General features: G+C 44.3%; 16 protein-coding genes. 1 reads left to right on the top strand and 15 read right to left on the bottom strand.

All coding sequences use genetic code 11. The features are described from left to right. The 13 genes from PGQ38_RS04180 to PGQ38_RS04120 form a co-directional block, all read right to left on the bottom strand. A partial coding sequence (locus PGQ38_RS04180) for a formate--tetrahydrofolate ligase (protein WP_270430870.1) occupies positions 1–610 on the bottom strand: 610 nt, incomplete at its 3' end. A 209-nt stretch (positions 611–819) separates the two neighbouring features. Then, on the bottom strand, positions 820–1,491 hold the full coding sequence (locus tag PGQ38_RS04175) for a DUF3786 domain-containing protein (RefSeq protein ID WP_195699329.1): 672 nt from the start codon (positions 1,489–1,491) through the stop codon (positions 820–822). Positions 1,492–1,499: 8 nt separating this feature from the next. Beyond that, positions 1,500–3,443, bottom strand: coding sequence for a corrinoid activation/regeneration protein AcsV (gene acsV / locus PGQ38_RS04170; RefSeq protein ID WP_195699328.1), 1,944 nt, complete (start codon positions 3,441–3,443; stop codon positions 1,500–1,502). 174 nt (positions 3,444–3,617) lie between these two features. Then, positions 3,618–4,403 (bottom strand): carbon monoxide dehydrogenase/acetyl-CoA synthase methytransferase subunit, encoded by a 786-nt coding sequence (gene acsE, locus PGQ38_RS04165; protein WP_021926205.1) that lies wholly within the window; start codon positions 4,401–4,403, stop codon positions 3,618–3,620. Between the two features lie 67 nt (positions 4,404–4,470). Beyond that, on the bottom strand, positions 4,471–5,817 hold the full coding sequence (gene acsC, locus PGQ38_RS04160; RefSeq protein ID WP_195477532.1) for an acetyl-CoA decarbonylase/synthase complex subunit gamma: 1,347 nt from the start codon (positions 5,815–5,817) through the stop codon (positions 4,471–4,473). Between the two features lie 24 nt (positions 5,818–5,841). Further along, a complete protein-coding gene (gene acsD / locus PGQ38_RS04155; protein WP_195477530.1) occupies positions 5,842–6,783 on the bottom strand; it encodes an acetyl-CoA decarbonylase/synthase complex subunit delta in 942 nt (313 codons plus the stop codon). A gap of 253 nt (positions 6,784–7,036) precedes the next feature. Further along, positions 7,037–9,166: an acetyl-CoA decarbonylase/synthase complex subunit alpha/beta gene (gene acsB / locus PGQ38_RS04150; protein WP_195477528.1), complete on the bottom strand. Its 2,130-nt coding sequence runs from the start codon at positions 9,164–9,166 to the stop codon at positions 7,037–7,039. An 18-nt stretch (positions 9,167–9,184) separates the two neighbouring features. After that, positions 9,185–9,958 carry an ATP-binding protein gene (locus PGQ38_RS04145; protein WP_195477526.1) on the bottom strand — a complete coding sequence of 258 codons (774 nt, stop codon included), beginning with the start codon at positions 9,956–9,958 and terminating at the stop codon, positions 9,185–9,187. 24 nt (positions 9,959–9,982) lie between these two features. Continuing rightward, entirely contained in the window at positions 9,983–11,875 is a 1,893-nt protein-coding gene (gene cooS / locus PGQ38_RS04140; RefSeq protein WP_270430866.1) for an anaerobic carbon-monoxide dehydrogenase catalytic subunit, read from the bottom strand. A 186-nt stretch (positions 11,876–12,061) separates the two neighbouring features. Further along, a complete protein-coding gene (locus PGQ38_RS04135) occupies positions 12,062–12,832 on the bottom strand; it encodes an ATP-binding protein (RefSeq protein WP_195477514.1) in 771 nt (256 codons plus the stop codon). A 42-nt stretch (positions 12,833–12,874) separates the two neighbouring features. Then, positions 12,875–13,807: a methylenetetrahydrofolate reductase gene (locus PGQ38_RS04130; RefSeq protein ID WP_118578443.1), complete on the bottom strand. Its 933-nt coding sequence runs from the start codon at positions 13,805–13,807 to the stop codon at positions 12,875–12,877. A 190-nt stretch (positions 13,808–13,997) separates the two neighbouring features. After that, entirely contained in the window at positions 13,998–14,180 is a 183-nt protein-coding gene (locus PGQ38_RS04125) for a CooT family nickel-binding protein (protein ID WP_118578444.1), read from the bottom strand. A 12-nt stretch (positions 14,181–14,192) separates the two neighbouring features. Next, the gene (locus PGQ38_RS04120; RefSeq protein ID WP_118578445.1) at positions 14,193–14,588 is read right to left on the bottom strand and encodes a DUF8180 domain-containing protein; all 396 of its coding nucleotides are present in this window, start codon (positions 14,586–14,588) and stop codon (positions 14,193–14,195) included. 503 nt (positions 14,589–15,091) lie between these two features. Here PGQ38_RS04120 and PGQ38_RS04115 point away from each other — a divergent pair. Next, on the top strand, positions 15,092–15,916 hold the full coding sequence (locus PGQ38_RS04115; protein ID WP_270413826.1) for an aldo/keto reductase: 825 nt from the start codon (positions 15,092–15,094) through the stop codon (positions 15,914–15,916). A gap of 155 nt (positions 15,917–16,071) precedes the next feature. On the opposite strand, the gene PGQ38_RS04110 is transcribed toward PGQ38_RS04115, so the two are convergent. Together PGQ38_RS04110 and plsY are read right to left on the bottom strand one after the other, a co-directional pair. Beyond that, complete coding sequence (locus tag PGQ38_RS04110) at positions 16,072–17,076, bottom strand: NAD(P)H-dependent glycerol-3-phosphate dehydrogenase (protein ID WP_270430863.1); 1,005 nt, start codon at positions 17,074–17,076, stop codon at positions 16,072–16,074. Between the two features lie 14 nt (positions 17,077–17,090). Then, positions 17,091–17,738, bottom strand: coding sequence for a glycerol-3-phosphate 1-O-acyltransferase PlsY (gene plsY / locus PGQ38_RS04105; RefSeq protein ID WP_118578447.1), 648 nt, complete (start codon positions 17,736–17,738; stop codon positions 17,091–17,093). Positions 17,739–17,740: the final 2 nt, after the last annotated feature.

The raw sequence follows: 17,740 nt of genomic DNA, 5'->3' as shown, positions 1-17,740 counted from the left end.
TGATCTCAGATGCTACTGTAATATCGTAACCGTCTTCACGAGGCATACCGTTTGTTCTTCCACCAAGACCGTCGATCACATTACGAAGCTGACGGTCATTCATATCCACACATCTTCTCCATGTAATCTTACGTGGGTCAATGTTCAGTGCATTTCCCTGAAAAATATGGTTATCGATCATTGCTGCAAGAAGATTGTTTGCAGCTCCGATTGCATGGAAATCACCTGTGAAATGAAGGTTGATATCTTCCATCGGAACAACCTGTGCATATCCGCCGCCTGCGGCACCACCCTTAACACCGAATACCGGTCCAAGAGATGGCTCACGAAGTGCAACCATAACGCTCTTTCCAAGTTTCTGCATTCCATCAGCAAGTCCTACTGTTGTAGTTGTTTTTCCCTCACCAGCCGGGGTCGGGTTGATTGCTGTTACAAGGATCAGTTTTCCGTCTTTCTTGTCGCTCTCTTTTAAGAGATTGTAGTCGATTTTTGCCTTATACTTTCCATACTGCTCCAGGTATTTGTCATCAATACCAGCTTTCTCTGCAATCTGGGTAATCGGCAGCATTTCGCATTCCTGTGCGATTTCAATGTCACTCTTGTATCCCATTGTAACTTACCTCCTTTTTACGTCCCTGCTAGTATAATAGCCAGACGCCTCCGCTTAATTTGGATTTATCAAAACGGATCCTGGTGCAGATTTGACAAAAATATCTCCGCCGCACTCCAGTCCGCTTTAATCTAAAAATATATAGCTTATACATTTAAAAAATTTTAAATCTCAGTTAACTTTCATGTAGAATCTGTTCTACTATAATCTTACTGCTCTTTCGCAGCCTTCAGAAAAGCCTTCAAAGAACCGATGATCACATCTCCCATTACCGCCATATCTTCCGCAGCAAAAGACACTGGAAAATTATCAGAAAACAGAATCTGGGAAGACGGTGGAAATTCATCGTCTCCTTCCCAAAGGAGCATCTGGATCTGATAGCCCGGATAAATAGATAATTCATATCCAACATCTCCGAATTTCACCGGACTGCATTTCATATGATCCATTACAAGCCGGAAATCGTCCAGCCTGTTTCCATAGGTAAATGCAAGCCTTTTGATACAGCGTCCGTCAAACTGCCGCAGGTATACTTCTCCCCATGGCATTTCCCGGTAAGTTTTAAACCTACCAGTCCCCACAGAGGCGGAACCATTTAACAGAAAACGAATGGTAAGAATCTTTGCGTAGATCATATCCTCCAGAGGATAACATTTCTTCTCATCTGCCACATGTTTTACCTGAAAATCCGGATATGTGATCCTATATTCGGAGCCCAGGAAAGTCAGAGTAAATTCCTTAGCCTCTTCATCATATGGAATAGAAAGTCTGGATGTGATCTCCTTGGGATCAGCTTTTGCGTACAGCTCAAGATAGTGCTCCCATGGCATTCTCTCTTTGCTGTCTTTATCATAATTTAAGTCATCAATTGTAAATGGCATTTTATTAATTACTTCCTGTTCTGTAAATCATTCATTACATCAGGGAACATTCCGGTATCTGTATGGGGAATAAAGCACGCTCCTACAAATTCGTCCATATAAGTTGGCACTGTGGAAAGCTCCATGTATGTCATATTGGCAGCAAGCTCATAGGTCTTCTTCTCGGCCTCTGTAGAAAGAAGCATCAGATAGGAACCAGTCAGGGAGGAGTTGCCGATATAATGGAATTTTTCCAGAGGAATATCCGGGAACATTCCGATATTTACAGCATTTCTCATATTGATTCCACTTCCGATACCACCGGCAACGTATACGTCATCGATCATGCTCACGTCAAAATCAAGACTGTTTATCATAGTTCTGATTGCTGAGAAAATAGCACCTTTGGCACGGATAAAGTTGTCAATATCAACCTCTGTGATCTCAATATCCTTCACAGAGCCTGCATCCTTTTCAAATGCGATCACATAGCTTCCCATTCCGTATTTATCGTGACGGATTCTCTCACCCTCACGGACAAATTTGCCCTTAGGATTGATGATTCCGCACATAAAAAGCTCGCTGATCACATCAATGATTCCGGAACCACAAAGTCCAACCGGCTTGGTTCCCGATTCTCCAACTACTTTATAAGTTGGTTCCATAGTCTCCTTATCAATGGTACAAGCTTCAATAGCTCCATCAGTTGCACGCATACCACAGCTGATATCACCACCCTCGAAAGCCGGACCAGCGGAACATGCACAGCTCATCATAAAATCAGAGTTGCCAAATACCAACTCACCGTTAGTTCCAAGGTCGATAAATAAAGAAAACTCTGGTCTGTTCCAGATCATACTTACTAAAGTTCCGGCAGTGATATCACCGCCTACATAGCTTCCAATATTCGGCGCAATGATAATATGCGCATCTTTATTAATAGCAATTCCCACATCAGAAGCAAAAAGGGAATTGGTCTTAAAGAATGCAGGAATATACGGTTCCATACGGACCGGATCCGCATTGATTCCGGCAAACAGATGATTCATTGTTGTATTTGCTCCCACAGACATTCTGTAAATATGACTGGCAGGAATGCCTGCACTTTTACACATCTGTGCGATCATTGGATTGATTGTCTCTTTAATTACTGCATCCTGTAGTTTCTTCTTACCACCTGGCTTCTGCTGCTCGATGATACGATTGATAACATCTGCACCAAAACGGATCTGTCCGTTTCCAGAGGAAGCCTTGGCAAGAATCTCTCCAGTCTCCATGTTGAGCAGAACTGCGGAAACAGTTGTGGTACCAATATCCACTGCAAGTCCGCCCACTACCACCTCTTCATCTTTTCCGAAAATATCGTATACAAAAAGATCATTGGGTGCAGTGCGAACCACACATTTTACCTTAAAATGATTTTCCCGGAGTACATCCGGCAATTTTCTTAATACAGCATAAGGAATCCTTACCTGTTTCAGATTCATATATTTCTTTAATGCTCTTGTAAGGCGCTCATTGTCCGGCATGGTGTCATCAAGACTTGGCTCATTCATATCAAGTTCAATTACATCCAGACTGTTTCTGAGCTCAATACCGGTCATTTCTACGTCTCTTTTGGAATTCTCAAAAATGGCAATTTCCTCTTTGGAGCTGAGATCTGCAACCTTCATTCTGCTCTTATAGGCAGATGCAATATCAGGTACCAGCACAGTTACGTCTGCACAGATTTTACTCGTGCACGCAAGACGCCACCCTTCCTGATATTCCTCATCACTGATATGCAAGGTTTTCTTGCTGTCCAGTTCTCCTTTTTTTAACTGTACCCGGCACTTTCCGCAGGAAGCATTTCCGGAGCACGGCGCATCGATGGCCACATTGGCCTCTCTGGCTAATTCAAGTAAATTGTCCCCCGCATTGGCAAAATGTTCTACCACACTGCCATCTTCAAAAGAAAATGTAACCTTAAACATCCGGCACTCACCTTTCTCATATGGTCATATCTGCCAAAACAGGTTATTGTTCACCACATGAACAATAACCAAAACAGACATTTTTTACATCTTATCCGTTAGAAAAAGGGACTGAGGCCAAAGCCCCAGCCCCTCGTTATATCTACGTCCCTATTAGAAATGAACTATAGATAATTACAGTTCAAGATAGGAATCAGCATACAGGGTGTTGCCCTTGAATACATCGCAGGATTTGATTGTTTCCATAAGACGAAGGTCGTTAGGGTTAACAATTGCGGATGTAAGACCCTGCATCATAGCCATAGCAACTAATGCGGAATCCATGATCGGACGAATATTCTTCGGCATACCGTTACTGTTGTTAGACAGACCGCCTGTAGAATTCAGTCCCATATCGGAGAACATTTTGATAGCCTCCAGAACTTCCATCTGTTTCTCCTGCATTCCCTTAACAACCAGGAATAACGGATCGAACCACAGATCAGAAGGATCCATGCCAAGTCCCATACCTCTTTCAAGCATGTTCTGGCAGTGCATCATACGCTCGTCATTGTCTGCTGCGATACCATCAGCTGAGCAAAGTGCGATAACGATAGCATCGTTTGCTGCTGCAAGGTCGATGTTCTCGATTCTTCCGCCAGCGTCTGCGGAGTTAACGATCGGTTTTCCTTTACTTCTGTTGTATACAGAAATACCAGCCTCGATAGCTTTCTTATTGGAAGTATCAAGTGCAAGCGGAACATTGTCGAAGTTCTCCTGAAGGAGCTTAACAGCCCATTTCATCAGGTCTTCTCCATCGTTCTCAGCTGGTCCAATGTTTACATCAAGATATACAGCACCAGCATCAAGCTGCTGTTTTGCTCTTTTTAAGATCGGCTCAGGATCTCTCTCTGTAAATGCTTTGTTTACAGATGGTGCTGTTGTGGAAAGTCTCTCACCAATAGTAATAAATTTTGCCATTGTAGTGTTCTCCTTTATTTAAGATTTAGTTGTATAAAGCCTGCTGTTCAAAAATCAAACAGTCACATTATGCGTCAAGGTCTTTTAAGAACTTAACAAGCTGTACAGCTTCTCTTGGTCCAACAATGATCTCCCAGCCAGGAAGTTTAGCTTCCAGATCACCCTTCAGTACGGCAACTTTACCTGGGATAACAAGTCTTCTGCTCTTAACCTTAGGCTCTACGTTCTCTTTGAAGAATGCAGAAATGCTGTTTCCGGAGAATTTACCGGCAGCCCAGGATGTCAGTACGGATAATCCGCCTGCATCGTTGATAACAAGGTTAAGCGGAACACCGGAACGCTCCAGCTCGCCTGTTACAAGGAAATATGTAAGAGCGAAGTCTACTGTTGTTACAACAAGAGAGTTCTCATCTGCGCCGTTCATCGGGTAGATGCCTGGCTCTACACGCATTGGCTTCTGCGGGTCAGTAAATACGTTCTGACGCAGTCCGTATAATGGAAGAGCTTCTGCATATGTCATACGCTCCATAACAATAATGGAACCATATTTCATAGTAAATACAGCTGCAAGTGCTGCCTGAAGGTGATAATCTCCACCAGCAATCTTTGCAAGGTTAACAATGGAAGGATATCCAAAGGTTCTGTCCTGATCTTTCAGAGCTGCACGACGAACCTGAACAGCATTTCCGAATGTCTCTTTCACATCTGCACCTGTTACATCAAGTACCAGATTCTTGTTTCCAAGCTTCTCAAGTGCTGCTACTGTGTCGTATAATTCGTTAAGATCTTTACCGGATACACCGAGAACAACACCAGCTGCTGTTGCAACTGCGTTCATAGCCTCATAGTTGGAAGCATTTGCTCCGTTTAATACCGGTTTGCTGTCTTTACATACTTCAACAGCTGCTTTAGCAATTTCTACATCTGTACATCCTAATACAAGTGTACGTCCCAGTCCTGCTGCTTTCTGAACAAGAGCAACATATTTGTCTGCATCTGCATCAGCATCACAGTTTACATATACAAGCTCTGTGTACATTCTCTCACCGATACGGTCATAGTCAACCTTCGGGATTTCAGCAAGTTTCGCTTCTACTGTAGCATCATCCATACATGTGCAAAGCTCAACTGCATATCTGGACTTGTTTACAAATGTCTTCTCATGTCTGAAAAGAACGGTCTCACCACCAAGGGTAAGCTCCTCTGCGCCTGCGCCAACCTTAATTGTCTTCATTGGCGGAGCTGTTGCCTCGGAAAGAGATGCTAAAGCATCCTCGGACATATGTGGACACTGCTCAATTTTCATAGCGCCCTGTGCAACTTTCATGGAGAAAGCCATACATGTCGGGCATCCACATTCCTTACAGTTTTTCTTTGGTGTTAATTTAAAAATCTGAATACCATTCAGTGCCATATCAATTATTCCTCCTAAAAATTATTACACAAGTGCGTCAATCATCTTAGCGATGGTCTTAACAGACTGTGGATGTCTTAAGATAACTGCGTCAGAACCTGCTGCCAGGTCTGCTGCTGCTGTCATAACTTCCATGTTGATACCACGCTCATCCTCTGATCCCCATTCAGGCATATCTTCCTCAGTAGCAACTGATTCTTTTACGCCCCATGTCTCAGAAGAAACTGGTGTAATAATCGGCATCTGCAGCATGTTATCATTCTGGGATAAAGCTGCACCTTTGATACGGTCCATAGTAGATACAACGTACTCATATCCGTAACCAACGGAAGCGGTACCTACGTTCATAACGATCTTCTTCGCATCAACACCTAACTGTGTTGTAACTACGTTCAGCTGTTTTGCAAGGTTGATATCATCAGCAGACTCAGCACCAACGATCTGGTTATAAGCAAGTCCTGCTGCTGCACCGATTGCCTTGTAGTTCTCCTCTTTCTCAGACATAACAATTACGTTTCTGCCCTGAAGAGCCTCTGCAACCTTCGGAAGAAGTTCCGCATCCTTCTCCACGTTCTTGCAGCCTTCAACTACTAATGGACAGTCGATTGCTTCTGCAACCTCTTTTACTACTGCGATAAGCTCTTCTGTAGACTTGTTAACTCCGTTTGGATCTCCGCCATCCAGATTGAGTACAACAAAATCTCCACCTTCCATAGCTGCTGCTTTCTTAGCAATATCAGCCATAGTGGTGCATCCTTCATAGTAAGCTTTGATTCCTGGTGCAAAGTCATCCAGTCCAAGGTCAGTGATTTCTACACCGATTTTCGGACGGTTCTCAGTTGGAGCATCGAAGGTATAGAAAGGAAATGTAGAATTTCCTCCGATAGTAACCGCTTTATCGCCAGTTCCAACCGTAACAGTGTTGATCTTTGCGTTGAACTTCTGTGGTTTCTGATTAAATGGCATTTCTTAAAGCCTCCTTAAATATTGTAAATATCAGAATATATTATACTACATTTTCTTCTTCCATTACAATGCAGTATTGTCATATTCTGTAAAAAATACATTGAAATTTCCGGATCCATGGCAGAATATTTTAATTTTCCCTCTCCACAGAATTTCAATGCACTCTTATCCATGCCCTGCAATAAATCTACCGGATATCACAGGGCAAGTAAAGTTACTGCCGCAATGCGACAGTAACTTTATTTACCCAAAATTACATCATCGGATCAAGTCCAAGTGCCGGATGTCCTTTCTCTGTAAGGAATCCTACCAGAGTTTCAGGATCTGTAGCAACAGTCTCATCACCGATCATATCTGTAAAGTTATCAATTCCATAAAGTTCTTTTGCAGTAGCGTTAAGTCTGTCAGCAATAAACTCTTTTAATTCTTTTGGCATCCAAACAATACGCTCGATACCACCCTCAGCCTTCATGAACTTCTTGGAAGCGATAAAGTGTTTACCATGTCCCATAAATCCAGGAGTCTGAACACCACCACCAGTCATGGAAGCCATCTCAGAGAAGGTCATTCCAAGAGGTGTCATACCAGCATACTCGCGGTTAGCGATAACTACACCGTTGGAGAATGGCTCGATACCGCAGATACACTCGAAGCATCCGCAGGAGGTCATAGGATCCTGCATGATGGAGTACAGGGTAACGTGCTCAAGAGCACCCTGGGAGAATTTCTGAACTGCCTCATCAACGTCCTCATAAGATCCAAGCTCTTCGTTGATCGGACGCTCTTTTGTGATTACCTGGCAAGGTCCGTTCGGATCAAGCTCGTTGGTAGCTTTTGCATCCAGCCATGAAACGGCTCCGCAAAGTCCAAGTCTCTCCGGTGTAACAACACAAACGTGAGACGGGGAGAATGCCTGGCAGAGGATACAGCTGTAATATACATCAACAGACTCATCAGTCAGGTTTGCAAGACGGTCATCACGTTTTTCGAAGATCGGGATTGCAACCTCATGACGGATTCTGGTACACTCAGCAGGATCTGTGTAGATCACAACTTCACACTTGTCAACTACAGCGTCAAACTCGTTCTTAACCTGAGAGTAAAGAACTTCACCGATATGTTTGATACGGAAGCCTGCATCAAATGCTGCATGGCTGATACGGATACGCTGCATATCTCTCTGGCCTGTGTGGTATACACCCTCAATGCAGTTGATGTAGTTATGGAATTTACGCTCGATAACAGGCTCGAAGTCAGGCTGCATGTTCTTGCCGGCAACCTTAACAACGTATGCGATGCTGTTCTTGCTTCCTTCTTCCATCTCATCAACTTCCGGTCCTACAACTGTAATCTTGTGATCCTCAACTTCAGAAGCATCACAGGTATGTACAAGCTCTGCACAGTCTACACGGGAACCATCGAACTCAACCTGCATATCTTTACGACGGATGATCTCACCCTCAAATGCAGATGCAAATGCAACAGGGATATCAATGTTTGTGATTTTGATCTTAATATCACGAGCCTCAAGGGAAGTAGCGTTGAATTTGCTTACGTCCTCCTGAACAATAAGGCTCTTTGGTACGCGGAAGATGTTCTCTGTCTCGTTTGTGATTACCGGGAAGCCAAGTGCGATAGCGCCAGCTCCGCAAGCAACTACAACGTCATCCAGAGGTCCGAATGCGTTAACGAATGCCGGAACACGGTCCATGGTGTATTTCATAAGTGTACCTGCATCTCCAGGTGTTACGTTACCGAAGATCAGAGCTGCACGAAGTGCAACAGATACAACGTGGATAACTGCTGTAACATCTTTTCCAAGAGGAATAACACGTACGTTTGCTCCGGTGTTCATGCCAGCCTCTTTCACCTGGTCAATGATTCCGCCAACCAGTGTTACAAGGATACCCTGTGCCTGATAGCTCTTTACAAGTGCAACACCCTCTTCTACAGATGGAGCTGTTCCAAGGATAACTGCTACACCAGGGATGTCTCCTGTTACAAGCGGTACACCAAGTTCACGGATCACAGCATCTGCAAGGTGTCCATAGCATGGCTCCTCATATGGTGTTGCTCCGTCAATATATTTCAGAACTTCGATGAACTCTGCGCAAAGTGCGGTAGCAATACCGGACATAAATGCGTCGTTCAGTCTTTTCTCTCTTGTCATAAGAGTTTTTACAACGCCAAGAGCCTCTTTTAACTCTTTTAAGGTTGTAATCTTGGTTCCTGTTACAGAATAGTAACAAGGAAGGCTGTAAGCGGTATCAGGGAAGCTTACTGCTTTGTCTTCGCCATGCTGTGCGATGGCTGCATCAATAGCGCCCTCTGTTAATCCATAAACAGCGTCGTTTCCGCTGAATACTCTATCAAATAAAGTCACTGTAGTACCTCCTATTATTTACAGACTGTTTTCATTGTCTATCTTTTCTTTAATCTTTCTGATTTCGGCTGTTACGGTCTCGCTGAAATCATAGGGAGATTTTCCCTGGCGATCTGCGTCCATAACTTCTACGTTATAGTGGATCATTCCAAGAAGATCTTCTGCCGGAATCTTGTTTCGGATAAATTCTTCATCCTCTTCGTTCCGTACTTTGTTGGCCACTACCTTAACCTGAGTAATGCCAAGATCCTTTGCAAGACGTTTTACGTTCTTGTAGGTCTGTACACTTCTTGCACCTGGTTCGATCACCACAATAAATTCATCCATGCTCTCCGTGGTTCCCCGGCCCAGATGCTCCAGACCGGCTTCCATATCCATAATCACCACATCATCCCTGTGTACTACAAGGTTGCTGATGATTCTTTTTAACATGACATGTTCAGGACAGACACATCCGCCTCCGCCTGTTTCCACGGTTCCAAGGACAAGCAGCTTTACACCATTACAAACCTTTCCGTAGGTGTCCGGAATATCGTCCACCTTCGGATTCAGTGTATAAAACTGATTCTGGCTGTTGGCTCCGGTACGCTCCTCTACCAGCTTACGCATCTTGGAAATAGGAACAATGGAATCCAATGTTTCCTCATCGAATCCAAGCGCCAGTCCCAGGTTTGCGTCCGGGTCAACATCAGCTGCAAGGACCTTTTTCCCTTCATCTGCATATAATCTGGCAAGTGTTGCCGCAAAAGTTGTCTTTCCTACTCCGCCTTTACCGGTTACTGCTATTTTCATAAGTTAATCGCGCCTTTCCTTCGATCAGATTCCGAGAGCGTCACGTTTCTCTTCGATTCTCGCAATCATAAGATCGCCTAATTTATCAATATCTTTCTCAACTGTATATGCTGCCTCTACCCAGTCACGTACACCCTCTGTAAGGAGGCTTGCAACCTCTGTAGAACCGGAAACATATGGTTCTACGCCAAGATAAGTATCAAGACCAGTTGCTACTACATAGTTTCCAATGGAAACTGCCTTCTCAGACATCCACTCCGGAGCACATCCTACTACTGGAAGCTGGGAAATGTTCAGTCCGGAATCCTTGGCAAGCTCAGATGCAAGGATCAGCATACGGCTGATATCAACACAGGATCCCATATGTAATACTGGCGGGATATCTGCAAGCTCGCAAACACGTTTCAGACCAGCACCGCAAAGATCTTTTGCAGCTTTGTCCATAAGTCCTGCACGAGCAGCTGCCTGTGCGGAACATCCGGAAGCGATGATCACGATATCGTTTGCGATCAGTTTCTTCATAAGTTCGATGTGAGCTGTATCAGGTCTGACCTTCGGGTTGTTACATCCAACCATAGCAACAGCACCACGGATAACACCAGATGTAATACACTCAAGGAGAGGTTTGGTGGTACCGTTCTCGTCTACCTGAGAGTTTGTTACGCCGTCAAGTGTCTTAACGATTGCTTCTACAGAGTAACCAACAGTAGCTTTATGTTTCAGATCCGGGATATGTACAAGCTCTGGCTTTCTGTTCTTGAAGTTTTCACATGCAAGTTTTACGATCTGTTTTGCTTTCTCACCTGCTGTACCTGCATCAAATTCAATGAAATCGGAATCTGGCATCTGGCAGATTGGAGAAGTTGTGATGAATTTTGTATGGAAGCATTTGGAAAGAGGTCCAAGTGCTGGGAAAATACACTGAACGTCAACTACGATTGCCTCACAGGCACCTGTCAGTACAACGTTCTCCTGCTGTAAAAAGTTACCAGCCATCGGAATACCGCGACGCATTGCAACCTCATTAGATGTACAGCATACACCGGAAACAGTGATTCCCTTAGCGCCCATGGATTTCGCATAGTCGATCATCTCTTTGCTGTCTGCATACTCACAGATCATCTCAGAAAGACTCGGGTCATGTCCATGAACAACGATGTTTACATTCTCTGCATTCATAACACCAAGGTTAGCCTCGGTATCGATTGGCTTCGGAGTTCCGAAAAGGACATCGGAGAACTCAGTTCCGCACATGGAACCGCCCCATCCATCGGAAAGACCGTTACGAAGCGCCTGACGGATCAGAGCCTCCGGTTTGGATGTGTTACCCATATGAGTCATATGAAGAGCACAGGAAACCTCACGGTCGATTGCTCTTGGCTCAATTCCAGCTGCATGCCACAGATCCTGTGTATGCTGAGGTGCTCTCTTAAGCCATCTGGAATATCCTCTGATTTTTCCGTACTCTTCCTGAGCCAGATCAGACATTTCATGAGCCAGATCATAGATATCTTTGCCTTCTGTCTCAACGCCCCACTCTTTTGCAATACGGATCAGCTTCTCAGGATCTTTTACCTGGTAATCGCCGCCCTCTTTTGCATGTCCAAGTGTGATACAGATCTCACGTCCGTGATCAGAGTGTGTAGCTGCGCCGCCTGCTGTGAAACGAAGGAAGTTTCTTCCTACGATACCATGTACATCGCATCCGCAGATACCTCTCGGTGCCTTAGGTGTAATACGGCACGGACCCATTGAACAGATTCGGCAACATACGCCCTGCTCACCGAATTTACAGTGTGGAGTCTGATTCTTAACACGCATCTGCCAGGAATCAGCGCCTACCTTTGCACCAGTCTCAAGAAGACGGGCTGTGGCAGCTTCGAATTCTTCCACTGTAGTTAATTTGAATTCACTCATTATTGACCTCCTCTAAGTATGTGTTACTTTTGATAAATTTATTTATATTCCGTTTTCCGGAACCCATCCCCTCCCATGGGATAAATACCTGGCAAAAATTCCGCAGCAGCGTTCTTGCCTGCTGCGAATTATAATGCCGTTTCTATCCTCTTATCACATAAACATGTGGGGTAAGGGGGACTTCCCTTATAAAACAAGCTTATCTACGATCTCACGAAGAGCCATCTTTACCGGATTATCTTCCGGAAGACCTGCAGTCGGTTTACCCTCGCAGTCATACTCGTAAACAGTCTCATCCTGCGGCACTACGCCCAGAAGATGAAGACCCTGCTTCTCAATCTCTTCTCTGATTCCGTCATTCAGCTTTCCGCCAGGAGCACGGTTAATGATAAGTCCTACTGTATCCGGGTGCATATCACATTCTTTAATAAGTTCTGCAATACGGCCTACAGCCTGTACACCTCTTCTGGAACAGTCGCTGACCAGAATCGCTGTCTGCATGGACGGAAGTACTCCCCTGCTGATGTGCTCCATACCAGCTTCGTTATCAACTACGATATAAGGATAATTATTCTGGTATTTGGCAAGCTGGGTCTGAAGAAGTCCGTTTACAAAACAGTAGCAGCCTTTTCCCTGGGTTCTGCCCATAACCAGAAGATCAAAATCATCATCTTCTACCAGAGCATCCTCAAAACGTCTTTCAGCGTAATCAGCCTTGGACATTCCCGCCGGGATCGGATTCTCGCTTGCAAGCTCTGCGCGGGCAATTTCTTCCCTTACATCACCAAGTGTAGTCTCCACTTCTACTCCAAGAACTTCGTTCAGATTTGAGTTTGCGTCAGCATCTACTGCAAGGATCGGTCCTTTGCCTTTCTCGCAGAGATACTGGATCAGCATTCCGCATAGTGTGGTTTTACCAACGCCGCCTTTACCTGCGACAGCAATTACATGTGCCATAATACTATCAATTGCCTCCTGAAAAATTTAAGTAAAAATCGATTAGATTAAAGTACAAAGTCCGGATCTGTCAATGATCTCGGATACATCTTTCCATTTATTCAAAGCATACAGATGGATGCCATCTACGCCGAGAGCGCGGTACTCGTCGATCTGTCTGATCGTGTACTCGATTCCCTCTTCTTTGAATCTCTTGATCTTATCATCATAGAACATATCAAACGGCTTGCCATCAGCATCTTTTGCTGCAAATGGATTCGGGAACAGCCAGTTTCTGGAGATGAGTCTGCAAAGCTCACGGTCCATTACACAACCGTTACGGGAAAGTGCCATATTAATTGTAGCGGACATGTCAAGGATTGGCATAACTCCTACGTCTACAGGCATTGTAACACCAGCCTCACGGATTGAATCCAGCCAGTATTTAAACTGCTCCATATCCCAGCAAAGCTGAGTCATGATATAATCGGCACCATTGTCCTGTTTCTGTCTCAGAACTGCAATATCAGCATCAAGGCTGCGGCATGCAATGTGCCCCTCCGGGGATCCTGCAACTGCGATTTCAAATTTGTCACCAAATTCGTCACGGACAAATTTAACAAGATCTGTTGCGTAGTTGAAATCACCGCAGGTTGTTGTCTCACCAAGCGGAATATCTCCACGAAGTGCAAGCATATGATCTACACCTTCTGCAAGGTACTGATCCAGCTGCTCTTTGATTCCCTCTTTCGTGTTCTTGATTACTGTGAAATGGGTAACCGGTGTTGTTCCGGCTTTCTTGATCATCTGGCATACTTCTCTGTTAGCACCAACGTTTCCGCCGCCTGCACCGTATGTACAGGAAATGTACGCAGGTTTGTATTTCATCAGATGATCGATCGTCCCAGGAAGGTTATCCATCCCCTTTTCTGTCTTCGGCGGAAATAGCTCGAAAGACAGAAGCATTCTTTCTCTCATTGCTTCTGACAATTTCATAATTACATACCTCCACGTATTAAGTAATTTTTATTCTAAAGGCATAACGCCTCAAGACCTGATAAGCGTCACGGGTTGCTGAAGCAATCCGCTTTTATCTTTCTTCATCAGTAGAAAACGTTACTGTGCATTTTGTTCACAAACGCACCTTGTAAAACATTTCCACTGAACCGTAATCAGGAAATCCATGTCAGTCACATTTTACTTTAACGATACTGTTCGCAAGGTCTACCATAAGGATGGTTCCCTCTACTACTCTTTCATCACCCATAATATCGCGGAGAACAAGTTTGTTTCCATCTACATTAATACGGCTGACATTCTTGAAGATTACAGAATCGTCATTTTCTTTATATACAGTTGCTAAACACATAATAATGCCTCCTTATTTCATTTCCTCTTTTACAAGAGTTAGGGCAAGGCCAAGGCGCATGTTGCCTTTCTGGAAATCAGATACGCTTTCCTTAATGGTCTTCGCAGCGGCATCCATACCCATCTTGGCAAGATTATCCGCCATCTGGTCAAGTTCTGCTGCATGGTGTTCATTGTGCTGCAACATATAGGTAAGAAGAGCTACTGTCTCATTCTTGCAGTCCCCTCCCTGACAGCCGCCGCAGTCTGTACTGCAATTCTGTCCCTCATTATGTGTATGGTCATGACCTTCTGATCCGTCATGGGTATGCGCATGTGTATGGCTCACTCCGTCTGCATGGGTATGCTGGTGAGTATGCTCATGACCATGCTGGATCAGATTGCCGTTTTCATCTTTGATCAAATGCATAGTAAATACTCCTTTCCGCCTTGAATGTGGCAGACAAATCATAACATCGTTTCTCTTCCAGGCACGAAAAAAACTCACGCCGGCAACGTGAGAAAACATGTAAGAATGGATATAAAGATATTCTATTCCCTTTTAATATAATGAGATTCCGCATACCTCTTACCTTCATGCATAACACATTTTCTTTCTTCCACCTAAAAATCGCAGAGTTATGACATAAATTTATCAAATTTTTCTTTTATTATACAACCTTTCTCATTATTACGCAAGGAGATAATTATAAAATTTCACCAAATTTCAACGCTTTACCACACAAATATATGTTTTAATTTCTGTACAATTTTACCAGTTTTTTCTAAAGTTTGTCTAAAGATTAACGAATGCGTATTTAAGTAAAAAACAGGTGAATGTTTTGTAATTATATGCTATAATGAATGAAATTTATTGGTTGCTGATCACTTCATGAGCAGCAGCATTTATTGTTTAATGAGGAGGAATTAGCTTTGAGAGAAACCGTATTCCTGAATACCGACAGAGAAATGCCCCTTTTAGGGCTTGGTGTATATAAAACAGCAGATAACGAAGCAGAGACAGCCATTACAGCCGCAGTGGACGCAGGTTATCGTCTTATCGACACTGCTTCCGCATACAAAAATGAAGAAAGCGTAGGCAAGGCAATCGCCAAATGCGGTATCCCCCGTAAGGAACTTTTTATCACCAGCAAGATCTGGAACAATGCGCAGCGCCTTGGAGATGTAGATGGTGCTTTTTACAGAAGCATGGAGCGGTTGAAGCTGGATTATCTGGATCTTTATCTGATTCACTGGCCGGTGCCTGGCTGCTACACCGGAACCTGGATGGAGATGGCCAAGCTTCTTGAAACCGGCCGTGTACTTTCCATCGGCGTCAGCAATTTCCAGATCCATCATCTGGAAGAGCTTAAGAAAATTTCCGGTATTGTACCTGCCGTCAACCAGATCGAATGTCATCCGCTTTGCTATCCGAAAGAACTGATTGAATATTGCCAGTCGGAAGGAATTCAGGTTCAGGCTTATGCGCCGCTTGCCAGAGGTGCTTACCTTGACAATGATGTAATGTGCGTTCTCGGGACCAAGTATGCACATACCCCAGCTCAGGTCGGTCTTCGCTGGGCAATCCAGAAGGGTATTTCTGTAATTCCGAAATCCGTCAATCCAGACCGCATCGTTTCCAATGCCAATATTTTTGATTTCAATATTGAGGACGAAGATATGGCGATCATGGATACTTTGAACGAAGATCTCCATACATCCCATGTGCCGGATGATCTGAAGGATGTTATTTTTTAATCTTTTCATCCTTTGTAAATTATTAACTGCCAGGACAGTGAGCATACTCTTTTGTTTTTTTGCTCACTGCTCTGGCAGTTTTTTACGGTTCTATTCTTTCAGTTATATTTTCTGTATTTTATATTTCGCAGCAGCTTATTTGCTGAATATAGCATTCACAGTTCCCAGGAAATTTCTCCCTGTTTCTCTCTCTGCATCAGATCTTTCACAGCTTCAGATGCAGGCTTGTTTTCAAACAGAAGCTTATTTACTTCCATAATGATCGGCATTTCCACATCATATTTTTCAGCCAGCGCTTTGGCTGCCTTTGCGGAATAAACGCCCTCCACAACCATCTGTACTTCATCCATAGCCTGCTGCATGGTGTATCCCTTTCCCATCAGATAGCCGGCGCGTCTGTTTCGGCTGTGCACACTGGCACAGGTAACGATCAGATCACCAATTCCGGAAAGGCCGGCAAAAGTCTCCAGTTTAGCGCCCATCTTGGCACCAAGCCGCGCCATCTCTGCGATTCCCCTTGTGATCAAAGCAGCCTTTGTATTGTCTCCATACCCTAAGCCATCAGCAGTCCCTGCTGCCAGGGCGATTACATTCTTAAGGGCACCGCCAAGCTCTACCCCCAGCATATCCGGTGTCGTATACACCCGGAAAACAGGGCTCATAAAAAGGCCCTGGAGATATTCAGCGGTCTCTTTTTTGCGGGCACTGACTACACACGTAGTAGGGAGTCCGCGGCTTACTTCTTCCGCATGGCTTGGACCTGAAAGCACACAAACATCTGCCTGGGGAATCTCTTCTTTAATAATATCACACACAGGCATAAGTGTATTTTCTTCTACACCTTTCGCCACATTTACAATAATCTGCCCCCTTCGAATCAATGGGGAAAGCCGTTTGCTGATAGCACGCATATAAGCGGATGGTGAGGCAAACACAACTATATCTGGTGAATCCAAAGCTGTCTTTTCATCACCGGTTATCACAATTCCATCTGGAATTGTAATTCCGGGAAGCTTTTTCGGATCCTCCCGGGTCTGATTCAGACTGGCTGCCTTTTCCGGATGTGCAGACCACAACATAACCTGATGACCATTGTTGTGAAGCAGTATTGCAAGTGCTGTTCCCCAGCTTCCGGTTCCCATTACGCTGATTTTTGCCATTTTATCACCTCATCTTATTTGGCTGCAGTTTTCGCTGCACCAAGCTTATTCTCAGTTCCATTTAAAAGGCGGTAAATATTCGCCCTGTGTCTGTAAATTGCAAGTGCTGTCATAAGTCCCATGATCACATCCATCTCAAATGTATGAGGGAAATCCATGCCATAACTTCCCGCAGCGCCAAACCCAATGAAACAAATCAGCGCACCTACATATGCTGCCATTGACCCCAATGACACATAGCGGGTAATAGCTACCAGCCCAATAAAGATCACCGCGCAGATCAGAAATACTCTCCAGTCCATTGCCAGCAGCATTCCCGCAGAAGCTGCAATTCCCTTGCCGCCCCTGAATCCAAGATAAAACGGAAAATTATGTCCAAGCACGCAGCCTGCTGCCGTGTACATGCCAAGCAATGGAAGAATTTCCTGATACCGATTCTTAAATACTGCATCCACGATCAGAATGGCAATCACACATTTCAGCATATCGCCAATAAGAGTCATTGCCCCCGCTTTTTTTCCAAGAGTACGAAGGGCATTGGTAGTTCCTGCATTGCCGCTTCCATATTGACGGATATCCATGTGATGGATTTTTCCGATAATGTATGACGTCTGAAACATTCCAAACAAATATCCAATAGCCAGACAAATAATACGTTCCATCT

This window comes from Blautia faecis (assembly GCF_027662325.1).
Classification (GTDB): Bacteria; Bacillota; Clostridia; order Lachnospirales; family Lachnospiraceae; genus Blautia_A; species Blautia_A faecis.
Note: the sequence above shows the minus strand (reverse complement) of the source record. Positions and strands in the feature narration are given on the sequence as shown.

Coding starts and splice junctions, on each gene's coding strand:
- acsD (WP_195477530.1), bottom strand. CDS start 6,783: ATGCCATTTAATCAGAAACCACAGAAGTTCAACGCAAAGATCAACACT.
- PGQ38_RS04125 (WP_118578444.1), bottom strand. CDS start 14,180: ATGTGTTTAGCAACTGTATATAAAGAAAATGACGATTCTGTAATCTTC.
- PGQ38_RS04135 (WP_195477514.1), bottom strand. CDS start 12,832: ATGGCACATGTAATTGCTGTCGCAGGTAAAGGCGGCGTTGGTAAAACC.
- PGQ38_RS04120 (WP_118578445.1), bottom strand. CDS start 14,588: ATGCATTTGATCAAAGATGAAAACGGCAATCTGATCCAGCATGGTCAT.
- cooS (WP_270430866.1), bottom strand. CDS start 11,875: ATGAGTGAATTCAAATTAACTACAGTGGAAGAATTCGAAGCTGCCACA.
- plsY (WP_118578447.1), bottom strand. CDS start 17,738: ATGGAACGTATTATTTGTCTGGCTATTGGATATTTGTTTGGAATGTTT.
- PGQ38_RS04130 (WP_118578443.1), bottom strand. CDS start 13,807: ATGAAATTGTCAGAAGCAATGAGAGAAAGAATGCTTCTGTCTTTCGAG.
- PGQ38_RS04145 (WP_195477526.1), bottom strand. CDS start 9,958: ATGAAAATAGCAGTAACCGGTAAAGGCGGAGTAGGAAAGACAACTTTT.
- acsE (WP_021926205.1), bottom strand. CDS start 4,403: ATGGCAAAATTTATTACTATTGGTGAGAGACTTTCCACAACAGCACCA.
- acsC (WP_195477532.1), bottom strand. CDS start 5,817: ATGGCACTGAATGGTATTCAGATTTTTAAATTAACACCAAAGAAAAAC.
- acsV (WP_195699328.1), bottom strand. CDS start 3,443: ATGTTTAAGGTTACATTTTCTTTTGAAGATGGCAGTGTGGTAGAACAT.
- PGQ38_RS04110 (WP_270430863.1), bottom strand. CDS start 17,076: ATGGCAAAAATCAGCGTAATGGGAACCGGAAGCTGGGGAACAGCACTT.
- PGQ38_RS04175 (WP_195699329.1), bottom strand. CDS start 1,491: ATGCCATTTACAATTGATGACTTAAATTATGATAAAGACAGCAAAGAG.